The organism is Burkholderia perseverans (assembly GCF_022870505.1).
GTDB classification, from domain to species: Bacteria; Pseudomonadota; Gammaproteobacteria; order Burkholderiales; family Burkholderiaceae; genus Burkholderia; species Burkholderia plantarii.
Genome location: NZ_CP045093.1, coordinates 3,453,926 through 3,474,353 on the forward strand (window position 1 = coordinate 3,453,926; position 20,428 = coordinate 3,474,353).

Here is a 20,428-nt window from a genome sequence, read left to right on the forward strand (position 1 = left end):
AAGGAGGCGGGCCGCCCTGGTTCATGACGGCGGCGGGCGTCATCGGCGGATCCCGGCCGACGACGGGCCGGTCCGGATATCAAAAAGACATAGCCGGATGCGCCTCCGGACATCGCGCTCCGATCTTCCGCACGGCCGGGCGACGGCAGCCGGCCCGATCGCGGCCGTTGCAGCCATTGCGGCGCTGCCAAGGCATCCATCGCGGCGCTTGCGTGGCTCCGCTTCGTGCCTCGAGCCGGCCGCTACGCGATCATCACACGGCCGCTATCGCGCGAGCCGCGCGATCGCCTGCCTGAATTGCGGAAACGCCAGCGTGAGCGCACCCGGTTCGGCCAACTCGAATTCGGCGAACTCGAAGCCCGGCGCCACCGTGCAGCCGACGAACGCGAACCGGGCCGGATCCGCGCAGGTCGCGCCGAACCAGCGGCCGGCCGGCACCACGACCTGCGGCACCACCGCCTCATGCACGAGCGGATTGCCGAGCCGGTGGATCACCAGGCCGTCGTGCTCGTCGAGTACGTGGACTTCGAGCGGATCGCCCGCGTAGAAATGCCAGACCTCGTCGGAGCGGATCCGGTGCCAGGTGGAAAAGGCGCCGTCGCAGAGCAGGTAGTAGATCGCGGTCGAGGCGCTGCGCCGCGCGCCGTCGAACTCGCGCGCGACGCCGAGCGGCGCGCGGTAGGTTTCGCGGAAATAGCCGCCCTCGGGATGGGCCTCGAGGGCGAAACGCTCGATCAGGTCGGCGGCGGCGTGGCTTGCAGGCATCGGAACGGGCTCGGTCGCGGGGACGGGGACAGGAACGCGCCAGCATAGCGCGACGGCGGCCAGCCGTGAGACGCGGCGGCGCCGGATTCGGCGATCGGCACCGCGCTGGCGCAGAGCAATGCGCATTCCCGAACGGCGGATCGCATCGGGCGGCCAGCGGGCCTTTTTCGCGGCGAAGGCCGGCGTACCGACCGGGCCGACCGGGCCAATCAGCGGCCCGGCCCGGCGCCGTCAGTTCACGCGCGCGTTGTGCTTCTGCAGGAACTGGATCAGGCCGTCGATGCCGCCCTGCGCGAGCTGGGCCTTGAACTGCCCCTGGTAGACCTGGATCAGCCACGCGCCCGACATGTCGATGTCGTAGATCTTCCAGCCGCCACCGTCCTTGCCGAGCCGGTAGCCCACCAACTGCGTGTCGCCCGGCGTGGTCACGGTGGACTGCACCAGCGCGTCGCTGCCGCTCTCGCCGCCGGCCTTGAACGTGAACTTCGCGTCCTGGCCGCCCAGCTGCGCGAGCGAGGCCGCGTAGGTGCGCGTCATCAGGAGCCGAAATTGCTTGTAGAGCTCCTGTTGCTGGGCCGGCGAGGCCTGCCCCCAGGCGCTGCCCACGGCGATCCGCGTGGTGCGCTCGAAGTTGGTGACCGGCAGGAAACGCGTCTCGACGACCTGCGTGATCTTGTTCATGTCACCACCGCGCGCGGCGGGATCCGACTTCATCGCGTTGACGGTGCCTTCCACCGCGGAACGGACGATGTCCACGGGCGCGCTCTGCGCGAAGGCCGACACGGAGACGGCCGCCGCGGCGACGAATGCAATCAGATGACGTTTCATGCGTAGTTCGGACTCTCGAAAAAAAGAAGCCGGGGCCAACAGGCAACAGGAGCAATAGGCGCCGGATCAGGACAGTATAGCCGCGCGGGCCGGCGCCCGCGCCGCGGCAGCCCACGCTGCTACGCTTGTTACGGCGTCGTTACCGGATTGCCGGACGCGCTCACGTCTGTCACCGATCGCTGACATGCTGGCCGCCGCGCCGAGGCCGCGGCCCGGCACGAGTTGACACCCGATTTGACACCATTTCGAGGACGCCCCGACGCGGCCGCGACACGCCGGGAGGGTTGCCGCCCCGGAAACCGCCGCGCCGGTATACTTGGCCACTTTGCCCGATCGCGGGCCACGCCAGCCTGCCCATGCTGAGAACCCTATTCGTCCGACTCGTTGCCTGGTCCGTGCGGCGCCCGCTCCTGGTCGTCGCCCTGTCGCTCGTGATCGCCGCGCTCGGCGGCGTCTACACCGTCCAGCATTTCAAGATCAACACCGACGTCAGCAAGCTGCTCGACAACGAGCCGCAATGGGCCGCGCTCGGCGATGCGATCGACCAGGCGTTCCCGCAGCGCAGCCAGACGATCCTCGCGGTGGTGGAGGCGCCGGCGCCCGAATTCGCGTCGGCGGCGGCCAATGCGCTCGCCGCGGCGCTCGACCGCGACACGCGCGCCGGACGCATCGGCCAGGTCTCGCTGCCGGCCGGCGGCCCGCTGTTCGAACGTGACGCGCTGCTGTTCCTGTCGCCGGCCGAGGTCGCCAGCACCGCCTCGAAGCTGGCCAGCGCGCGCCCGCTCGTCAACACGCTGGCGAAGGATCCCGGCGTGACGGGTCTCGCCACCACGCTGTCGACCACGCTCGGCCAGCCGCTGCTGACGGGCCAGGTCACGCTGCCCGGCATGAAGGCGCTGCTCGGCCGCGCGGCCGCCACCGTCGACGACGTATTGGCCGGCCGCCCGGCCGCGTTCTCGTGGCGCGCGCTGGTGGACAGCGACGCCGCGAAGCAGCCCGCGTTCGCGTTCGTGACGGTCGAGCCGCAGATCAACTACGGCGCGCTGAAGGCGGGCGAGCAGACCGAACAGACGATCCGCGCCACCGCCGCCTCGCTCGGCCTCGACAAGCGCTTCGGCGCGGTGGTGCGGCTGACCGGCGAGCAGCCGCTCGCCGACGAGGAGTTCGCCTCGGTGCAGGACGGCGCGGCCGTGAACGGCATCGGCACGATCGTGGTGGTGCTCGTGATCCTGTGGCTCGCGCTGCGCTCCAAGCGGATGATCGCCGCGGTGCTCGTCACGCTGGTGGTCGGCCTGATCGTGACGGCCGCGCTCGGCCTCGCGATGGTCGGCTCGCTGAACATGATCTCGGTCGCGTTCATGGTGCTGTTCGTCGGGCTCGGCGTCGATTTCGCGATCCAGTACGGCGTGAAGTACCGCGAGGAACGGCACCGCGATCCGAATCTCGATCACGCGCTGCTGGGCGCCGCGCACTCGATGGGCGTGCCGCTGTCGCTCGCCACGGCAGCCGTGGCCGCGAGCTTCTTCTCGTTCCTGCCCACCGCCTACCGCGGCGTGTCGGAGCTGGGCCTGATCGCGGGCGTGGGCATGTTCGTCGCGCTGTTCACCACCATGACGCTGCTGCCCGCGCTGCTCAAGCTGATGCATCCGCCCGGAGAGACCAAGGCGCCCGGCTTCCCGCGCCTCGCGCCGGTGGACGACTACCTCGACCGGCACCGCAAGCCGATCCTGATCGGCACGCTGGTGGTGGTGATCGGCGCGCTGCCGCTGCTCACGCGGCTGCACTTCGACTTCAATCCGCTGCACCTGAAGGATCCGCACAGCGAATCGATGGCCACGCTGATCGCGCTGAAGGATTCGCCCGAGGCCTCGGTCAACGACGTCCACATGCTCGCGCCGTCGCTGGCCGCCGCCGACGCGGCCGCCGCGCGGCTCGCGAAGCTGCCCGAGGTGGGCCGCACCACCACGCTGTCGTCGTTCCTGCCGGCCGACCAGCCGCAGAAGCTCGCGACCATCAAGACCGCCGCCGACGATCTGCTGCCGGCGCTGACCCAGCCCGCCGCGCCGCCCGCCAGCGATGCGCAGCGCGTGGCGGCGCTCAAGCGCGCCTCGGCGCTGCTCGGCTACGCGGTGGAGGATCACCCGGGGCCGGGCGCCGACGAGGCGAAGCATCTCTCGCAGTCGCTCGCCAAGCTCGCCGCCGCGGACGCGGCCACGCGCGACCGCGCCGAGAACGCGTTCTCCACCACGCTGAAGATCGCGCTCGGCCAGCTCGCCTCGCTGCTGCAGCCCTACGAGATCACGCGCGCGAACCTGCCGCCGCAGATGGTGCGCGACTGGGTGGCACCGGACGGCCGCGCGCTCGTGCAGATCTCGCCGAAGGTGCCGCCCGGCGTCGATCCCGGCGACGACGTGATGCTGCGCCACTTCGCGCAGACCGTGAAGCAGGCCGAACCGGCCACCATCGGCGGGCCGATCTCGATCCTGCATTCGGCGAACACCATCATTCGCGCGTTCCTGCAGGCGGCCGGGCTGTCGATCCTGACCATCACGGTGCTGCTCTGGATCACGCTGCGCCGCATCGGCGACGTGCTGCGCACGCTGATTCCGCTGCTCGTGTCGGGCATCGTCACGCTCGAGCTGTGCGTGGTGTTCGGCATGTCGCTGAACTTCGCGAACATCATCGCGCTGCCGCTGATGCTCGGCGTCGGCGTGGCGTTCAAGGTGTATTTCGTGATGGCATGGCGCGCCGGCCAGACCGGCCTGCTGCATTCGAGCCTCACGCATGCGGTGCTGTTCAGCGCCGCGACCACGGCCACCGCGTTCGGCAGCCTGTGGCTATCGCATCACCCGGGTACCGCGAGCATGGGCAAGCTGCTCGCACTGGCCCTGTCCTGTACGCTGATCGGCGCCGTGGTGTTCCAGCCCGTGCTGATGGGCAAACCGCGCGTGCCACGCGCGCCCCAATCCCCAGAAATCAATGACTAAACAGCGAATCATTGCCGGCGCCCTGACCGCCAGCGCCCTGCTGCTCGGCGGTTGCGCGACCGGCCCCAACAAAACGGCCGGCGACCCGCTCGAGCCGATGAACCGCGCCATCTTCACGTTCAACGACACGGTGGACACGCACATCGCCGTGCCGATCGCGCGCGGCTACCAGAAGGTGACGCCCACGCCGGTGCGCACCGCCGTCAGCAGCTTCTTCTCCAACCTCGGCGACCTCGGCAACTTCGCCAACAACCTGCTGCAGCTGCGCGTGACCGACGCCACCGAGGACGTGATGCGCGTCGTGATCAACTCGGTGTTCGGCGTGGCGGGGCTGTTCGACGTGGCGTCGGCCGCCGGCCTGCCGAAGCATCACCAGGATTTCGGGCTGACGCTGGCGCGCTGGGGCGTGCCGTCCGGCCCGTACCTGGTGCTGCCGGTGTTCGGCCCGAGCTCGTTCCGCGACGGCGTGGGCCGCGCCGTGGACGTGCGCTTCAACCTGCTCAACTACATCGAGCCGGCCGTGCGCAACCCGATGTACATCGCGCAGTTCATCAGCGCGCGGGCCGACCTGCTCGGCGCCTCGGACCTGCTGCAGCAGGCCGCGCTCGACAAGTACTCGTTCGTGCGCGACGCCTACACGCAGCAGCGGCGCTCGGCCACCTATCACGGCGCGCTGATCGGCGGCGCCGGCGCGGCGGGCGGTGCTTCGGACTCGCTGCCGGGCGGCCTGCCGAACTACGACGATCCGGGCGCGCAGACGGGCGGAGCGAGCGGTGCCGGCGGCACGAACAGCGAGCCGCAGGGGCTGCCGAACTACGCGGACCCGGGCCAGGACGCGGCGCCCGCCGCGGCTTCGGGCGCGGCAGCGGCGGGGGCCGCCTCGGGCGCCGGTGCCACCGTGGCGCCGTCGTCGCCGCTCGCGCCGGCGGTGCCCGCCGTCACGCCGGCCGCCCCGGCCAGCGCGCCGGCCGCTCACTGAGCGCAAGACGCCGCCAGCGAGCCGCGACGCATCGCGTCGGGTCGCCGGCGGCGCTTCACGTCACCGGCCGGCACGGCTCCCGCGTCCGCGCCGCGTTCCCGCCTTTCCTCCGCCATCAGCCGGCACGGGCGTTACCGCCCGCGCCGCGCTTCACGCGCCGATGCGCGCTTCAATGCGTTCGTCACCCGGACTCCGGCAAAGCTCGGGCTCACTCCGCGAACGGCAGCGTCTGCTGGCCGTTCGCGCGCATCCCGAACACGTTCAGCGTCATCGCCACCAGCGCGTAATAGCCGAGCAGCCCGACCAGGTTGATCACGACCGGATGGCCGAAACGCGCGCGCGCCGCCTCGAACGTCGGGTCGGACACGCGCTGCGTCTCGTAGAGTTCGGTCGCGAAGCGATGGACCAGCGCATCGTCGCTGTCGGCGCCGCCGTCGAACGCCGGCGCGTCGCCGCGGCGGATCGCTTCGGCCACCGCCGCCGGCACGCCGGCCTGCAGCGCGATCGGATGATGGATGTGCCACTCGGCCTGCGAACGCCAGCGCGCGGCCGTGGTCAGGATCGCGAGTTCGGACAGCCGCAGCGGCAGCCCGGTCTCGTAGCGGCAGAACGCGCCGAGCCGCTGCGCGTGCTGCGCCAGCGCCGGGCTGTGGATCCAGCCGAGGAACGGGCCGTCGAGGTTGCCGCGCGGGCCGCTGAGGATCTCGTCGAGCACCGCGCGCTGCGCGTCGGTGGCGGTGCTGCGATCGAAGGAGGGAAGGCGGGAGGTCATGTCGTGAGTCCAGGTTTGGAAGGCGGGCGGGCCGGCGCCGAAACGGCGAGCGCCAAGGGGCCGCGTCGATCGTAACGCGCGCCGCGGGCTTCATGAAGGCGGCCGGCACGGCGCGGCGCGCGGGTATCAGGTGTCGGGCGTCAGGCGGCCGGCCGGGCGCCGCTCGATGCGAGCGCGGCGTCGAGCGACAGCGCGAGGCGTTCGACGATCGTCTCGATCTGCGCGGCCGTGCAGATGAACGGCGGCGCGAGCAGCACGTGGTCGCCGCGCCGTCCGTCGATCGTGCCGCCCATCGGGTAGACCATCAGCCCGCGCGCCATCGCCTCGCGCCGCAGCGCCGCGTGCAGGCGATGCGACGGATCGAACGGCGCCTTGCTCTCGCGATCGGCGACGAACTCGACGCCGACGAACAGGCCGCGCCCGCGCACGTCGCCGACGGCCGGATGATCGGCGAAGCGCTCACGTAGTTGCGCGCGCAACTGTTCGCCGCGCACGCGCACGTTGTCGAGCAGGTGCTCCTCGGCGATCACGCGCTGCACCTCGAGCGCGGCCGCGCAGGCGATCGCGTGGCCGAGGTAGGTGTGGCCGTGCTGGAAGAAGCCGGTGCCGCCGACGATCGCGTCGTAGATGCGCTCGCTCGCCAGCATCGCGCCGATCGGCTGGTAGCCGGCGCCGAGGCCCTTCGCGATCGTCACGATGTCGGGCGCGACGCCGTCTTCCTCGCAGGCGAACAGGTAGCCGGTGCGGCCCATGCCCGACATGATCTCGTCGAGGATCAGCAGCACGCCGTACCGGTCGCAGACCGCGCGGATCTTGCGGAAATACTCGCGCACCGGCGGCACCGCGCCGGCCGTCGCGCCCACCACCGTCTCCGCCACGAACGCGGCCACCGTCTGCGGGCCGAGTTCGAGAATCTTCGCCTCGAGTTCGTCGGCGAGCCGCTGCGCGAACGCCTCCTCGCTCTCGTCCGCGCGCTGCTCGCGATACGCGTAGCAGGCGCCCACATGATGCGATTCGATCAGCAGCGGCAGGAACGGCTCGCGCCGCCACGCGTTGCCGCCGATCGCGAGCGCGCCGAGCGTGTTGCCGTGATAGCTCTGCCGGCGCGCGATGACGTGCCGCCGCGCCGGCTGGCCGATCTCGACGAAGTACTGGCGCGCGAGCTTCAGCGCGGCCTCGATCGCCTCCGAGCCGCCCGACACGAAATAGACGTGGCCGAGCCCGTCCGGCGCCGCCGCGACGAGCCGGTCGGCCAGTTCCTCGGCCACCTGCGTCGTGAAGAACGAGGTGTGCGCGTAGGGCAGCTGCCGCGCCTGCCGTTCGATCGCCGCGATCACGCGCGCGTGGCTGTGGCCGAGGCACGAGACGGCCGCGCCGCCGCAGGCGTCGAGATAGCGTTTGCCGTCGGCGTCGATCAGCTCGATGCCGTCGCCCGCCACCGCGACGGGCAGGCTCGCGCGCGGGGCGCGGTGAAATACCGTGGTCATGGGTTGGTTCCTGGTGCTGGAAGAGGGGCCGCTTCGATGCGAAGCGCGAGGTTCGCAGGGTTCGTTTGGATCGATTGGAGCGTGCGGATCACGGCTCGCGCGCCACGCGCATCGCGAAGCCGCGCTGCCCGTCGCGCCGGATCACGACATCGACACCATGCGCGTCGATCTCGAACGACGCGGTGGCGAGCGTGTTCTCGTCGTCGGGATCGGCCGGGTCGTCGCGAAAGATCGGCAGGCCGGGGCCGCCGCGATCGGCCAGCACGCCCGCGAGCGCGTCGACGCCCGGCTCGTCGAGCGCGGGCAGCAGCGCGGCGAGCCGGGCCTGCCGGTCGCGCGAGGACGTCGTCACGATCTGCGCGTCGGCGTCGACGCACGGCCCCGGATGGACGAGATGGTTCGCGTGGCCGTAGACGCCCTCGACCGTCAGCACCGAGGTGCGCGCCACGCTCGCCTCGACGCTGTGGACGCGCGCCTCGCCGGCACGGCCGAGCATGTGGTGAAAGCCGCTCGCGCGCGGCGGCTCGCGCAGGATCGCGAGCGCCGCGTCGAGCGAGGTCGCCGCGAGCACCGCGCGTGCCAGCACCATGCGCGGCACACCCGGCGCCGGCGCCGTGATCCGCACGTTGTTGATGGTCTGCACCAGGCCCGCGCGATTGACCGCGAACGTGTGGCCCGGCAGCGAGCCCGGATAGTAGAAGCTCACGAAGCCGGGGCCGTGCTCGGGCCGCACGTCCAGCAGCAGGCAGCGGTCGAGCAGGAACGGATCGCCGTCCTCGTTGTGGACGATGCGCTGCGCATGCGGCGTGCTGGCGGCCACCGTGGTGCAGCCGTCGCCGCTGCGGTTCAGCAGCTCGCCGCGGCAGTTCCAGGCGAACAGGTCGGCGGCGTCCAGGCCGAGCCCGGCGGCCATGCCGTCGATCTCGGCGACGAACTCGGGGAACGCGGCCTCGGCTTCGCGCCGCAGCGCGGCCAGCAGCGGGCCGCCGCGGCGCGCCATCACCGCCCGCCACGCGCCGCTCTGCGCCGTGTACGCGGCCATCACGGGACGCGCGAGTTCGCCGAGCCGGTGCCCGATCTCGTGCGCGGAGCCGGCGACGACCACGGGTTGAAGTGCTTTCATCGGGAATCCTGTTTCACAACATACGATTCTCTAATTATATTCACAACAACATTTGTTGTCATGGCGAACATGACGACATCACCGCGGCGGGTGGGGTGGACCGATGAAAAAACGGGGGAGAGGGACATCGCGCTGGACGGCGGTGCCGCGGTCGCGCCCCCGGCGGCATCAGCAGGCGATCGTCGTGCTGCCGCGCGCGACACGTCGGCGAAACGACGGGCCGCCTCGGGCTCGCGCGCGAACTGCTCGGCTGCGTGCGGCGAGAGCGGGTGATGCTCGCCGTAATCGACGAGCCGGTTCGCCGCCGGAATCGACCGGGAGGGGCGGCCCGACACCATGTCGATGCCGAGCGCATAGCGACCGGCGCGGGACACGACGCTGTCGCGGAAACGCATGCGGCCTCCGGTCGGGCGGGAAGCGGAATCAGGCGGAATCAGGCGGGATCCAGCGGGAATCAGCGGGAATCAGGCGGATGGGCGCCGAGCCGCGAACCCGACGGCGGCGCTGCTGGTCGCCGCGCGCCGCCGCGAAGGCACGGCGCGCGCGCGACTCGAAAGATAGACGGCCGCGGCCCGTCGGCGACGGCTCACAGGCCGCGCCAGGCGCCTTCGCGTTCGAACGCGTGGCGCGCCTGGATCAGCGTCGCCCTCGCGGCGCGCGCGTCGCCGGCCAGCTTCAGCAGCGCGCCGAGCTGCGACGGCTGCTTCGCGAGTTCGCGCAGGATCGGCACGATCGCGGTGCTGCCGTCGTCGCGCAGGCCGGCCGTGGCGGCCGGCGGCAGCGTGCGCCACGACGGATCGACGATCGCGCGGCAGACGGCGAACGGCACGCCGCGCGCCGCCGCGAAGGCCGCCGCGATGTGCGATTCCATGTCGACCGCGAGCGCGCCGTGGCGCGCATGCAGCACCGCTTTCTGCTGCGCGTCGACGACCGGCGCGCCGACCGCCGCGAGCCGGCCGCGCCGCATGCTCGCGGCGAGCGGCGTGCCGCGCAGCGCGGCGACCAGCCGGCGGTTCCAGGCCGCATCGGTCACGACCTCGCCGAACGGGCCATCGATCGCGTCGGCGACGATCAGCGTGCCCGGCGCGAGATCGGGCGCGAGGCCGCCCGCCGTGCCGAAGCTGACGATGCCGGCGCAGCCGCGCGCCACCGCTTCGGACAGCGCGCGTTCGAGCCGGTCCGCGCGCGCGGCGAACACGGTTTCGACACCGTCGCCGGCCGCGATCTTCGCCTCGAACGCCATGCCGCTGACGGCGATCACGGGCGAGCGCGTGGTGGTGGTGGCCATCAGCATTTACATCCCCACCGTCACGCGCCGCGTGCCGCTGCGCCGCAGGTTGCGGTAGCGCGCGAGCGCCCACAGCGGGAAGAACTTGCGATAGCCGTGGTAGCGCAGATAGAACACGCGCGGGAAACCGGTGGCGGTGAAGCGCGTCTCGTCCCAGAGGCCGTGCTCGCGCTGTTCGGCCGCGAGCCAGGCGATGCCGCGCGCCACCGCCGGATGCTCGACCTCGCCCGCCGCCATCAGGCCGAGCAGCGCCCAGGCCGTCTGCGACGCGGTGCTGGTCGCGCGCTCGTAGCCGCGATAGTCGAGCTTGTAGCTGTTGCCGTCCTCGCCCCAGCCGCCATCCGGGTTCTGGATCGACAGCAGCCACTGCGCGGCGCGCTTCACGCGCGGATCGTCGAACGGCAGGCCGGCCGCGTTCAGCGCGCCGAGCGCGCTCCAGGTGCCGTAGATGTAGTTCATGCCCCAGCGGCCGTACCAGCTGCCGTCCGGCTCCTGCTCGGCGAGCAGGTAGTCGAGCGCGTAGCGGGCCGGCGGGCTGTTGCCGGTGGTCTCGCCGAGCTGCGCGAGCATCGACAGGCAGCGGCCCGACACGTCGGCGGTGGGCGGATCGAGCAGCGCGCCGTGATCGGAGAACGGGATGCTGTTCAGGTAATGGTGCGTGTTCTCGGGCTCGAACGCGCCCCAGCCGCCGTCGCTGCTCTGCATGCCCACCACCCATTCGCGCGCGCGCGCGATCGCGTCGCGGTAGACGTCGGTGTTCTCGAGCTTCGCCACGCGATCCATCGCGAGTGCGACCACGGCCGTGTCGTCCACGTCGGGGTAGTGCGGGTTCGCGTACTGGAACGCCCAGCCGCCGGGCCGCACGTCGGGGCGGCGCGAGATCCAGTCGCCGCGCACGTCGAGGATCTGCAGCGGGCGCAGCCAGTCGAGGCCGCGGATCGCGGCCGCCTCGGCGCGCGGCTCGCCCGTCTCGAGCAGCGCGTGGGCCGCCAGCGAGGTGTCCCAGACCGGCGACAGGCACGGCTGGCAATAGGCCTCGTCGGTCTCGTCGTCGTGGATCACCAGCAGCTTTTCGAGCGAGCGGCGCGCGATCGCGCGGTTCGGATGATCCTCGGGATAGCCGAGCGCGGCGTACATCATCACCGAGTTCGCCATCGCTGGATAGATCGCGCCGAGGCCGTCCTCGCCGTTCAGGCGTTCATCGACGAACTGCACGGCCTGGCGGATCGCGCGTTCGCGCGTGTAGCGCGGGAACAGGCCGTCGGTCAGGCGCAGCAGGCCGTCGAGCACGCGGAAGCAGGCGAACCAGGCGGGGCTCTGGTGGCCCGCGCGCGGCAGCAGGCCCGCGTTCACGGGCGGGGCGACGAACAGCTCGTCCACGCGCACGCCGCGCGGATTCTTCGCGAGCGGACGCTTCGCGTTCAGCACCAGCAGCGGCACGGTCACCGTGCGCGCCCAGTACGACACCTTCGAGAGGTGGAACGGGAACCACTGCGGCAGCAGCATGATCTCGACCGGCATCATCGGCACCGCGAACCACGGCACCACGCCGAACAGCGCGAGCTGGATGCGCGTGAACACGTTCGACATCTCCGCGCCGCCCATCGCGTGGATCGCGTTGCGCGCGCGGACCATGTGCTCGGCGTCGGCGTCGTCGCCGATCATCTTCAGCGCGAAGTAGGCCTTCACGCTCGCACTGACGTCGGGCGCGCCGTCGGTGAACAGCGGCCAGCCGCCGCCCGGCAGCTGCACGCGGCGCAGGTAGCGCGCGATCTTGCGTTCGAGCTCGAGGTTCGGCGTCTCGCCGAGGTAATGGACCAGCAGCACGTATTCGGCCGGGATCGTCGAATCGGCTTCCAGCTCGTAGACCCAGTGGCCGTCCGGTTGCTGCGCGGCGAGCAGCGCGTCGGTCGCGCGCGCGACGGCCGCGTCGAGGTCGGCGGGCGCGAGGGTGGGCGCATCGGTCGGTGCCGTGCCGGACGGTGTCGGTGCGACGGCGGCGCCGGTAGTGGACGCGGTGTCGGCCGAGGTCGCCGCTGCTGCGGCGGCGGCGGCCGTCGCGCCGACGACGACCGCGTCGATCGATGCCGCGCCGGACGAGGTCGACGTGGCGGACGCGCCAACGGCCGGCGCCTCGGTCGGTACCGCGCCGGCCTCGGTCGGTACGGCAGATGCGCCGGCGGCAGGCGTCGCGCCGGCCAGCTCCGCCGCCACGGAAGCGCCAGTAGCGGCAGCCGCGTCGATCGGTGCCGCACCGGCCGAGACCGGCGTAACGGATGCATCGACGGCGGGCGTCGCGGCCGCGGACGCGCGGCCGGCTGCGGGTGTATCGACAGTCGATGCCGTTTCAACATCGGCGGAAAGCGCGGCGGGCGGCGTCGCATTTACGGCGCCGGTATCCGCAGCATCCGCCGCGACACCAGACGTCTGCCCGGCAACCGGTTCGGCGGCACGCGCCGGCGCGATCGAGCCGGCCGCCGCTTCCACGGGCGTGGCCCCGGCAGCGGGCGGCGTCGCGTCGTCCGGCGCGCTCGAATTGGTGAGATCGTTCATCGGTCCCTCTCTTGTCATGCGGCGCGTGCGGTATCGCTCAGCGGCACGCCCCGTCGATCGACGCGGGCAGGGCGGCGGCCCCGTTGCCCGCGCACAGCGGATCCGGTCCGCGGGCAGGCGCGGCCGGGCGTTTCGAGTGCCGGCGGCCCGCCACGGACACGTCCGCGCGAACCCCGGCCGGCAGATCGGAGCCACGCATCGCCCCATACGAGCAATACGGCATCCGGCCGAAGCGTGTACTCACGTCGAAGTACCTCGCCTGAGCGCGGTCGGGCCGGCAACCCAACGGCGCGACGGGCGATCCGCCGATCGCCCGGTCGATGGTCCACATCGAATCAGAAAAACGCGTAGCGCAACGCGATCAGCAGCATGCGCAGGCGCGGCTTGCGCAGCGGCTGGCGCGGCGCCGCGAAGCCACGGGCCAGCGCCGCCTCGAGGATGCAGCGGTAAGCGCCCGACATGATGCGCGGTGCGCGCACCTGGGCGCGTGCCGCGCCGTCCATCACGCGGTCGGCCTGCGCGAAATGCGCGAGCGCGCGCTCGGCGAGCGTCGCGCACACGCGCGGCAGCGCCGGATGCCGAGCGATCGCATGCGGATCGCCGAGCGGGATGCCTTCGCGCTCGAGCAGCTCGCGCGGCAGGTAGCAGCGCCGGATGTCGGCGTCTTCGTCGATGTCGCGCAGGATGTTGGTCAATTGCAGCGCGCGGCCGAGATGGTGCGCCAGCTCGACGCCGGGCGCCTCCGGCATCCCGAAAATCCTCACCGACAGCCGCCCGGCCGAACTCGCGACGCGATCGCAATACCGATCGAGCGTGGCTTCGTCGGGCGCGCAGATATCCTCGGCCGCATCCATCGCCATGCCGTCGATCATGTCGTGGAAATCCTCGCGCTTCAGGCCGAACTGACGGATTTCCCGCGTCAGCGGCACGAGCGAGGCGCGCGGCTGGCCGGCGAAGCAGGCGTCGATGTCGGCGCGCCAGCGGTCGAGCCCCGCCGCGCGTTCCTCGCGCGTGCCGCCCTCGTCGGCGATGTCGTCGACGGCGCGGCAGAACGCATACACCTGGAACATGGCCTCGCGCTGCGGGGCCGGCAGGATCCGCATCGCGTGATAGAACGAGCTGCCCGAGGTAGCGGCAGCGGCATCGGTTTGGGTTTCGTCCACGACGGGATGAGAAACGGTCAAGACGAGCTCCGCTAAGACGCCCTCGCGGGCGATGGAAGTAGCCATGCCCGGCGGGGGATGGAATTGCGTGCAGGATGCGCGAACGATGCGCGCAGACAGGCTTGATTGACCGGGGGATGGCCGGAAATGGGCCGAAGTATAGCAATGTTTGCCGGCGATTGCCGCCGCCCGGCCCCGCAGAACCGGCAACTTACGCGAATACGACGTCGCGTTGCAGATCGAGCGCAATCAGGCCCAGCGCGCGCGCCAGCTGCAGTACCTGGCGGCGCTCCAGGCGCGAGCCCATGAAGCTCGTGACGTGGCCGTCGCTCTCGACGGTGAGATGAAAACTCGCCACGCCCTCACCGAACCAGGCGCCGGGCACGTCCTCCGATTCGCGCCAGGCGAGATCGGCGATCACGCGGCCGATCGCATCGCGAATCTCGTCGCCGGGCGCGATCGACGGCGCGACCTCGCCGAGGTCGTCGAGCGAATAGGGGCCGGGCGTCGGTGGGCGGCGATAGAACAGATAGTCGGAATTCATGAGGCGCGGTCATGAGGGGCGAATATCGAAAATTAGCGCGAGAACCCGGCTGAATGGAATAGGGAAGACGGCATGCTGTGGCGCGCCCGTAACAGTTTCGCCGCGACGGGCCCGTCAGCTTGGCGCCACGGCGGCGGCGCGGGCGGCTCCGGGTTCGCCGTGGACCGATCGTCGCGGCATGGCATCAGCGCTTGCCGATCGCGAAGAAATCGTGGCCACGCGCGCCATGGAACGCGCGGCATGCGCCGGGTAGCACCGCTTCGTCCTGCATTGTTTGATAGTGGGGGCTCACACTGCCTGGGATTCCCCGGATTTGCCGTGGCCCGATGCGCTCTGGCACCATCGGGGCACCGGACCCGCCGCACGCGGCGGCGAGGTCCGCCCATTATTCAATCTGGAGAGACACCGTGGCCCGTTCCGAGACCGAAGCGCCTGCCCGTCACGCCCACGCCCCGGCCGTGCGCCTGCCGTTCGTGCTCGTGCATGGCGCCTGGCACGGCGCCTGGGCCTACCAGCGGCTCGGCGCGGCGCTGGCCACGCGCGGCCATCCAAGCCTCGCGCGCGACCTGCCCGCGCACGGGCTCGACGCCCGCTATCCGGCGGCGTTCGGCGACCCGGCGCACGCCACGGCGCTGGCCCATGAGCCGTCGCCCGTCTCCGCGACAACGCTCGACGACTACACCGACAGCGTGCTGCGCACGATCGACGAGGCGCGCGCCCTTGGCCACGAGCGCGTGGTGCTGGTGGGCCACAGCATGGGCGGCCTCGCGATCACCGCGGCGGCCGAGCGCGCGCCGGAGCGGATCGCGAAGCTCGTCTATCTCGCCGCGTTCATGCCGGCCTCCGGCGCGGCCGGCCTCGATTACGTGCGAGCGCCGGAGAATCAGGGCGAGGCGCTGGCCGCGCTGATGTGCGCGAGCCCGCGCGCCGTCGGCGCGCTGCGCATCAACCCCGCCAGCCGCGACGCCGGCTATCTCGCGATGCTGAGGCAGGCGCTGTTCGAGGATGTGGACGACGCGACGTTCCGGGCCGCGATCCGCCTGATGTCGTCGGACCTGCCGCCGGCGCCGTTCGCCGCGCCGATCGCGATCACGCCGCAGCGCTGGGGATCGATCGAGCGGCACTACGTGGCGTGCACGAACGACCGTGTGCTGCTGCCCGCGCTGCAGCGGCGCTTCATCGCCGAGGCCGACGCGTTCGTGCCGCAGCGGCCGACCCGCGTGCATCGGCTCGAGAGCAGCCATTCGCCCTACCTGTCGCAACCGGAGGCGCTGGCCGAGCAACTCGTCGCGATCGCGCGCGCCTCCGGCGAACCGGCAGTGAGCCTCGAATGAACCGCGCATGAACCGTCGCCTTGCGGTCTCGCCTGCGGCGCGCGCGGCGCGGCGGCGGCGCCAATCGGCAGACGATCCGTGGGCGACCCGCCGATAATCCGCCGATAATCCGCCGACGAGATGCCCGTGACGCGCGAATGATGCGCAAACGCGCGCGAGGCGGGAGGTGGCGCCTCGCGAGTCGTTTATGATGACGATCAAGCAACGCCACCACCACACGCAGTCTCGCATCTTCACCATGAAGTCTGACCGGCCTGACGCATCACGCCCCTCGTCCGCCTCCGCGGACTGGCAGGACGACGACGACGCGCCGTTTGCGTCGGGCGCGCCCGAACACGACTTCGCGGTCCGCCGGATCACGCTGATCGTGCTGCTTGCCGCCGCGATCGTGCTGCCCTGCGTCTACGTCGCCGTGATGGCCTACAACGACCTGCGCGCGCGCGAGGCCACCGCGCGCGACGTGACGATGCGCACCGTGCGCGTGGCCGAGGAACATGCGCTGAAGGTGTTCGACCTGACCGAGACGCTCGACGCGCGCATCGTCGACCTGGTCCAGGACCTCGACGATCAGGCCGTGCGCAACGCGGAAGCCGACATCCACGACACGCTGAACACGATCGGCGGCGGCTATCCGCAGGTGGCGGCGGTGTCGATCTTCGGCGCGAGCGGGATGCTGCTCGCCAACAGCCTCTATTACCCGGCGCCCTACGCATCGATCGCGAACCGCGACGACTTCATCGGCATCCGCGACGACAAGGTGATCGAGCACATCTCGCGGCCGATGCGCGGCCCGCTGCGCTCGACCACGCCGAGCCTCGTGTTCAACACCGGCGTCGCGCGCCGGCACAGCGACGGCAGCTTCGCCGGGATGGTGTCGATCGCGCTGAAATCCTCGTACTTCAACGCGTTCTACCGCGAGCTGCTCGGCGGCGAGCGCTCGCCGATGACGATGGCGCTCACGCGCAGCGACGGCGCCGTGCTGGCCGCCTACCCGCCGCCGCCCGACAGTGGCGACGAGAAGCTCGACGAGCGCGTCGCGCCGTTCGTCAACGCGCGTGCCTCGAATTCACACGCCGGCATCTCGCGCGTCCAGCATGACGGCATGACCGAGATCGTCGCGTACCGGCAGGTCGGCTCGTATCCCGTGTACGTCACCTGCGCGTATCGCGCGTCCGCGATCTGGCAGGCCTGGTACGAGCACCTGAGCGTGCTGTTCGTGTCGATGTTCGCACCGTCGTTCGCGCTCTGGTGCGTGATCTGGCTGTCGCTGAAGCGGCTGCGCGTGGAAGAGGAAGCCTGGGACCGCTGGCAGGCCGAGGCCTCGATGCGCCGCTCGATCGAATCCGCCTACCGGCAGTCGCGCAAAATGGAAGCGCTCGGCAACCTGGTGGGCAGCGTCGCGCACGATTTCAACAACCTGCTGATGATCATCTCGAGCAACATCCAGATCGTCCGCCGGCGCGGCGCCGAGCATCTCGACACCGAGCTGACCGCCGTCGAGCGCGCGCTGAAGAACGGCCAGTCGCTGACGCGCCAGCTGCTCGGCGTGGCGCGCAAGCAGCCGCTGCGCAGCGAGACGATCGACGTGCCGCAATGGCTCGGTTCGTCGTGCCGCGAATTGCTGAAGACGTCGCTGAGTTCGAAGTCGTCGCTCGTCATCGAGATGCCGCCCGACATCTGGCCGATCCGCGTCGACATCGCCGAACTCGAGCTGGCCGTGATCAACCTGTCGGTGAACGCGCGCGACGCGATGCCGACCGGCGGGCGCTTCACGATCGACGCGCAGAACATCACGTTCCGCCGCGAGGATGGCTTTCCGCTGACGGGCGACTACGTCTGCATCACGCTGTCGGACACCGGCAGCGGCATGCCGCCGGAGGTGCTCGCGCACGCGTTCGAGCCGCTCTTCACCACCAAGCCGAAGGGCATGGGCACGGGCCTCGGGCTGCCGCAGGTGTTCGCGTTCTGCGAGCGCTCGGGCGGCATCGCGACGATCGACAGCGTGGAAGGGGAGGGAACCACGGTACGGCTCTATCTGCCGCGCGCGAAGGCGACCGACCCGGCGCCGTCACCGCCGGCCGTGCCGCGCAGCAAGGCGCCGGAAACGGACGTCCCCCAGGAAGGGCTGCGCATTTTGCTGGTGGAGGACAACGGCGACGTGGCCGCCGGCACCGAGGCGCTGCTCGCGCTGCTCGGCCATCGCGTCACCTACGCGGCCAACGCCGACGACGCGCTCGCACTGCTGAACGCGCCCGTCGCGCCCGACGACGAGATGCGCCCCTACGACCTCGTGATTTCCGACATCCACATGCCGGGCAAGCTGAACGGCATCGACCTGGCCGAGACGATCGAGTGCCGCCCCGGCGCGCTGCTGCCCGTGATTCTCGTCACCGGTTACGCGGAGGAGCTCGACCGCACGCGGCGCGTGAACGCGCGCGTGCTGTCGAAGCCGTTCGACATCGGTCTGCTTGACGAGATGCTGCATGCGATCCGCGAGGCGCGTGACGTGCGCCGGACCACGCGGACTTGAGATCGGGGGGCCGCCGCCGGCGGGCCGGGGCGTCACGCGCGCCGTGCGTGACTCACGGCGCCCCCGTGGCGTGGCGGGTGTGAACGCTCAGGCCGCGGCCGATGCGTGGCGACGCACCCAGTCCGCGTAGCGATCGACGAACGACTGCAGGAACTTGCGCGTGTCGTCGCTGACGATCTTGCCTTCCGCGTCGATGCGGCCTTCGTCGTGCTTGATGAAGATTTCCGGCTGCGCGAGCGTCGCGACGTCGAGATAGGACAGCACGTTGCGCAGATGCTGCTGGGCCAGCGCAGTGCCGATGGCGCCCACCGAGGTGCCGATCACGGCGCCCGGCTTGCCGCCCCACGAATTGCTGCCCCACGGGCGCGAGGCCCAGTCCAGCGCGTTCTTCAGCACGCCCGGCATCGAGCGGTTGTATTCCGGCGTGACGAACAGCAGGCCCTGCGCTGCCTCGATCTGCTTCTTGAAGGCACTCGCCTCGGCGGGGAACGCCGAATCGTAGTCCTGGCTATACAGCGGGAGCGCGCCGATCTCGGCGAACTCGAACGCGAAATCTTCGGGGGCCAGCGACATCACGGCCTTGGCCAGGGCACGGTTGAACGACTCGCGTCGCAGACTGCCGACGACCACGGCAATGCGGTATGTCATCACATTCTCCTTCCGCTCGATTGGGAATGAGGCCGCATTCGTTCACGGACGAACGGCAACGGCCCATTTGCGGGCAGGCCAGTGCAAGTCCTGCCATACGGGCGATCCGGGCAGACTTTCCACAAGGTTTTCCACAGAAACTGTGGATAACTTTGCGTTTCGCGCGGGCCGGGGGATAACCCAAAGTGGGCCGGCATCGAATCGACGGACCGCCGCGCGCCCGGACAGCATAGCGCACAAGCCTGACTGGAGAACGTGACAAAGGTGGCGCCGTGCGCGGGGTTTCGCGTTTTCTGTCGGCCGTGTGGTGGGGTGAGGCGTGAGCGGCTGGGGGTAAAACAATGAAAGCGTCGACGGCAGCGATGCCATCGGCGATTTTCATTTAATTTTATTCGAAAAATAACAGTTATATCGGTTACTCAAACAGCACGCTGACTGCCTCCGGCGGACGACCGATCGCCGCCTTGCCACCGCGGACGACGATCGGCCGTTGCAACAGAATCGGGTGCGCGACTATGGCCTCGTAGAGCGCCTCGTCGTCGACGTCTGCGCCGCCGAGGCCCAGTTCCTTGAACGGTGCTTCGTTGTCACGAATCATGTCGCGCAACGGGCGATCGAGCTGGTGATGCAGCGCCTTCAGTTCGGTGACTGTCAGCGGCGTCTTCAGGTATTCGACGACCTGCACTGGCTCGCCGGCAGTATTCAACGAATCAAGCAATGCCAGTGTTTCGCGAGACTTCGAGCAACGGGGATTGTGGTAGATCGTGATCATTCGGGATGTGGGGCGTCTTGGTGGATAGGGGAGGTTGGTTATTGTAGCGATGGGTCGCGATTGCGTCGTGCGGGACGGGCTGGGGAGATGTCGTGCTTTGTGCCAGCTACTTGCTTGGTGGCGAGAAGCGAACAGGCGGCGATCCGTGAGAATGAAGAGGGAGAGACGACGGCAGGGGAGAGGAAGCGCGTCCACGAGAGCTGTATGGCGTACCCCAGTGCGGTTTGTTCGCCTTGATCAGAGCGCTCATGAGACATCCATGCCGCCGAGCTGCGCCCTTGGATAACGAAGGGCGGACGCGCGGGTAGCGGGTAGCGGGTAGCGGGTAGCGGGTAGCGGGTAGCGGGTAGCGGGTAGCGGGTAGCGGGTAGCGGGTAGCGGGGGCAGTTTATGCGCATAAACCGGCGGCGCCCCATCGTAAGTGGCGCGTCGTTCGAGGGCACTGAGCAACAGAGTCCTGCCAACTTTAGGCCGCAGCGAAGGCCGATCGCACACGACCGTATCTCGATATACCTCGCTTCGGAAGAGATATGTCGTCTGTATCTCCCTCGGCTCCAACCAGGGACCGGCATCCACTGATGCGCACAAAATCGCCACCACGATTTCAGTCTCGCGCACTGCCGAATAGCCACCCACCCGCTTTATGCGCATAAAC

At 70.3% G+C, this 20,428-nt stretch carries 16 protein-coding genes; 4 read left to right on the forward strand and 12 right to left on the reverse strand.

Annotated elements, in window-relative coordinates; all coding sequences use genetic code 11:
* Nucleotides 1-264: 264 nt before the first annotated feature.
* Both BpN12_RS14460 and BpN12_RS14465 read right to left on the reverse strand, forming a co-directional pair.
* Nucleotides 265-765 carry a cupin domain-containing protein gene (locus BpN12_RS14460; protein WP_246793243.1) on the reverse strand — a complete coding sequence of 167 codons (501 nt, stop codon included), beginning with the start codon at nucleotides 763-765 and terminating at the stop codon, nucleotides 265-267.
* Between the two features lie 231 nt (nucleotides 766-996).
* Nucleotides 997-1,593 carry an MlaC/ttg2D family ABC transporter substrate-binding protein gene (locus tag BpN12_RS14465; RefSeq protein WP_246793244.1) on the reverse strand — a complete coding sequence of 199 codons (597 nt, stop codon included), beginning with the start codon at nucleotides 1,591-1,593 and terminating at the stop codon, nucleotides 997-999.
* 356 nt (nucleotides 1,594-1,949) lie between these two features.
* Between BpN12_RS14465 and hpnN the strand changes: the two genes are divergently transcribed.
* On the forward strand, nucleotides 1,950-4,580 hold the full coding sequence (gene hpnN / locus BpN12_RS14470; RefSeq protein WP_246793245.1) for a hopanoid transporter HpnN: 2,631 nt from the start codon (nucleotides 1,950-1,952) through the stop codon (nucleotides 4,578-4,580).
* A complete protein-coding gene (locus BpN12_RS14475) occupies nucleotides 4,573-5,559 on the forward strand; it encodes an MlaA family lipoprotein (protein ID WP_246793246.1) in 987 nt (328 codons plus the stop codon). The genes hpnN and BpN12_RS14475 overlap by 8 nt, the downstream gene beginning before the upstream one ends.
* A gap of 208 nt (nucleotides 5,560-5,767) precedes the next feature.
* Here BpN12_RS14475 and BpN12_RS14480 read toward each other — a convergent pair whose 3' ends face one another.
* The 8 genes from BpN12_RS14480 to BpN12_RS14515 form a co-directional block, all read right to left on the reverse strand.
* Nucleotides 5,768-6,331 (reverse strand): carboxymuconolactone decarboxylase family protein, encoded by a 564-nt coding sequence (locus BpN12_RS14480; protein WP_246793247.1) that lies wholly within the window; start codon nucleotides 6,329-6,331, stop codon nucleotides 5,768-5,770.
* A gap of 140 nt (nucleotides 6,332-6,471) precedes the next feature.
* Nucleotides 6,472-7,818, reverse strand: a complete 1,347-nt coding sequence (locus BpN12_RS14485) for an aspartate aminotransferase family protein (protein WP_246793248.1) — start codon at nucleotides 7,816-7,818, stop codon at nucleotides 6,472-6,474.
* 88 nt (nucleotides 7,819-7,906) lie between these two features.
* The gene (locus tag BpN12_RS14490; RefSeq protein ID WP_246793249.1) at nucleotides 7,907-8,941 is read right to left on the reverse strand and encodes a C45 family autoproteolytic acyltransferase/hydrolase; all 1,035 of its coding nucleotides are present in this window, start codon (nucleotides 8,939-8,941) and stop codon (nucleotides 7,907-7,909) included.
* Complete coding sequence (locus BpN12_RS14495) at nucleotides 8,938-9,336, reverse strand: hypothetical protein (RefSeq protein WP_246793250.1); 399 nt, start codon at nucleotides 9,334-9,336, stop codon at nucleotides 8,938-8,940. The genes BpN12_RS14490 and BpN12_RS14495 overlap by 4 nt, the downstream gene beginning before the upstream one ends.
* 191 nt (nucleotides 9,337-9,527) lie before the next feature.
* Nucleotides 9,528-10,229 (reverse strand): phosphorylase, encoded by a 702-nt coding sequence (locus BpN12_RS14500; protein WP_246794727.1) that lies wholly within the window; start codon nucleotides 10,227-10,229, stop codon nucleotides 9,528-9,530.
* Nucleotides 10,230-10,235: 6 nt separating this feature from the next.
* A complete protein-coding gene (gene shc / locus BpN12_RS14505; protein WP_425306317.1) occupies nucleotides 10,236-12,443 on the reverse strand; it encodes a squalene--hopene cyclase in 2,208 nt (735 codons plus the stop codon).
* A gap of 674 nt (nucleotides 12,444-13,117) precedes the next feature.
* Nucleotides 13,118-13,966, reverse strand: coding sequence for a presqualene diphosphate synthase HpnD (gene hpnD / locus BpN12_RS14510; RefSeq protein WP_246794729.1), 849 nt, complete (start codon nucleotides 13,964-13,966; stop codon nucleotides 13,118-13,120).
* 190 nt (nucleotides 13,967-14,156) lie between these two features.
* A complete protein-coding gene (locus BpN12_RS14515; RefSeq protein WP_198256277.1) occupies nucleotides 14,157-14,489 on the reverse strand; it encodes a hypothetical protein in 333 nt (110 codons plus the stop codon).
* 407 nt (nucleotides 14,490-14,896) lie between these two features.
* Between BpN12_RS14515 and BpN12_RS14520 the strand changes: the two genes are divergently transcribed.
* Together BpN12_RS14520 and BpN12_RS14525 are read left to right on the forward strand one after the other, a co-directional pair.
* Entirely contained in the window at nucleotides 14,897-15,823 is a 927-nt protein-coding gene (locus BpN12_RS14520; RefSeq protein WP_246793251.1) for an alpha/beta fold hydrolase, read from the forward strand.
* Between the two features lie 238 nt (nucleotides 15,824-16,061).
* The gene (locus BpN12_RS14525) at nucleotides 16,062-18,353 is read left to right on the forward strand and encodes a hybrid sensor histidine kinase/response regulator (protein ID WP_246793252.1); all 2,292 of its coding nucleotides are present in this window, start codon (nucleotides 16,062-16,064) and stop codon (nucleotides 18,351-18,353) included.
* 87 nt (nucleotides 18,354-18,440) lie between these two features.
* Here the strand turns inward: BpN12_RS14525 and BpN12_RS14530 are convergent, their stop codons facing one another.
* Both BpN12_RS14530 and arsC read right to left on the reverse strand, forming a co-directional pair.
* A complete protein-coding gene (locus tag BpN12_RS14530) occupies nucleotides 18,441-19,001 on the reverse strand; it encodes an NADPH-dependent FMN reductase (RefSeq protein ID WP_246793253.1) in 561 nt (186 codons plus the stop codon).
* 415 nt (nucleotides 19,002-19,416) lie between these two features.
* Complete coding sequence (gene arsC, locus BpN12_RS14535; protein ID WP_246793254.1) at nucleotides 19,417-19,773, reverse strand: arsenate reductase (glutaredoxin); 357 nt, start codon at nucleotides 19,771-19,773, stop codon at nucleotides 19,417-19,419.
* Nucleotides 19,774-20,428 lie beyond the last annotated feature (655 nt).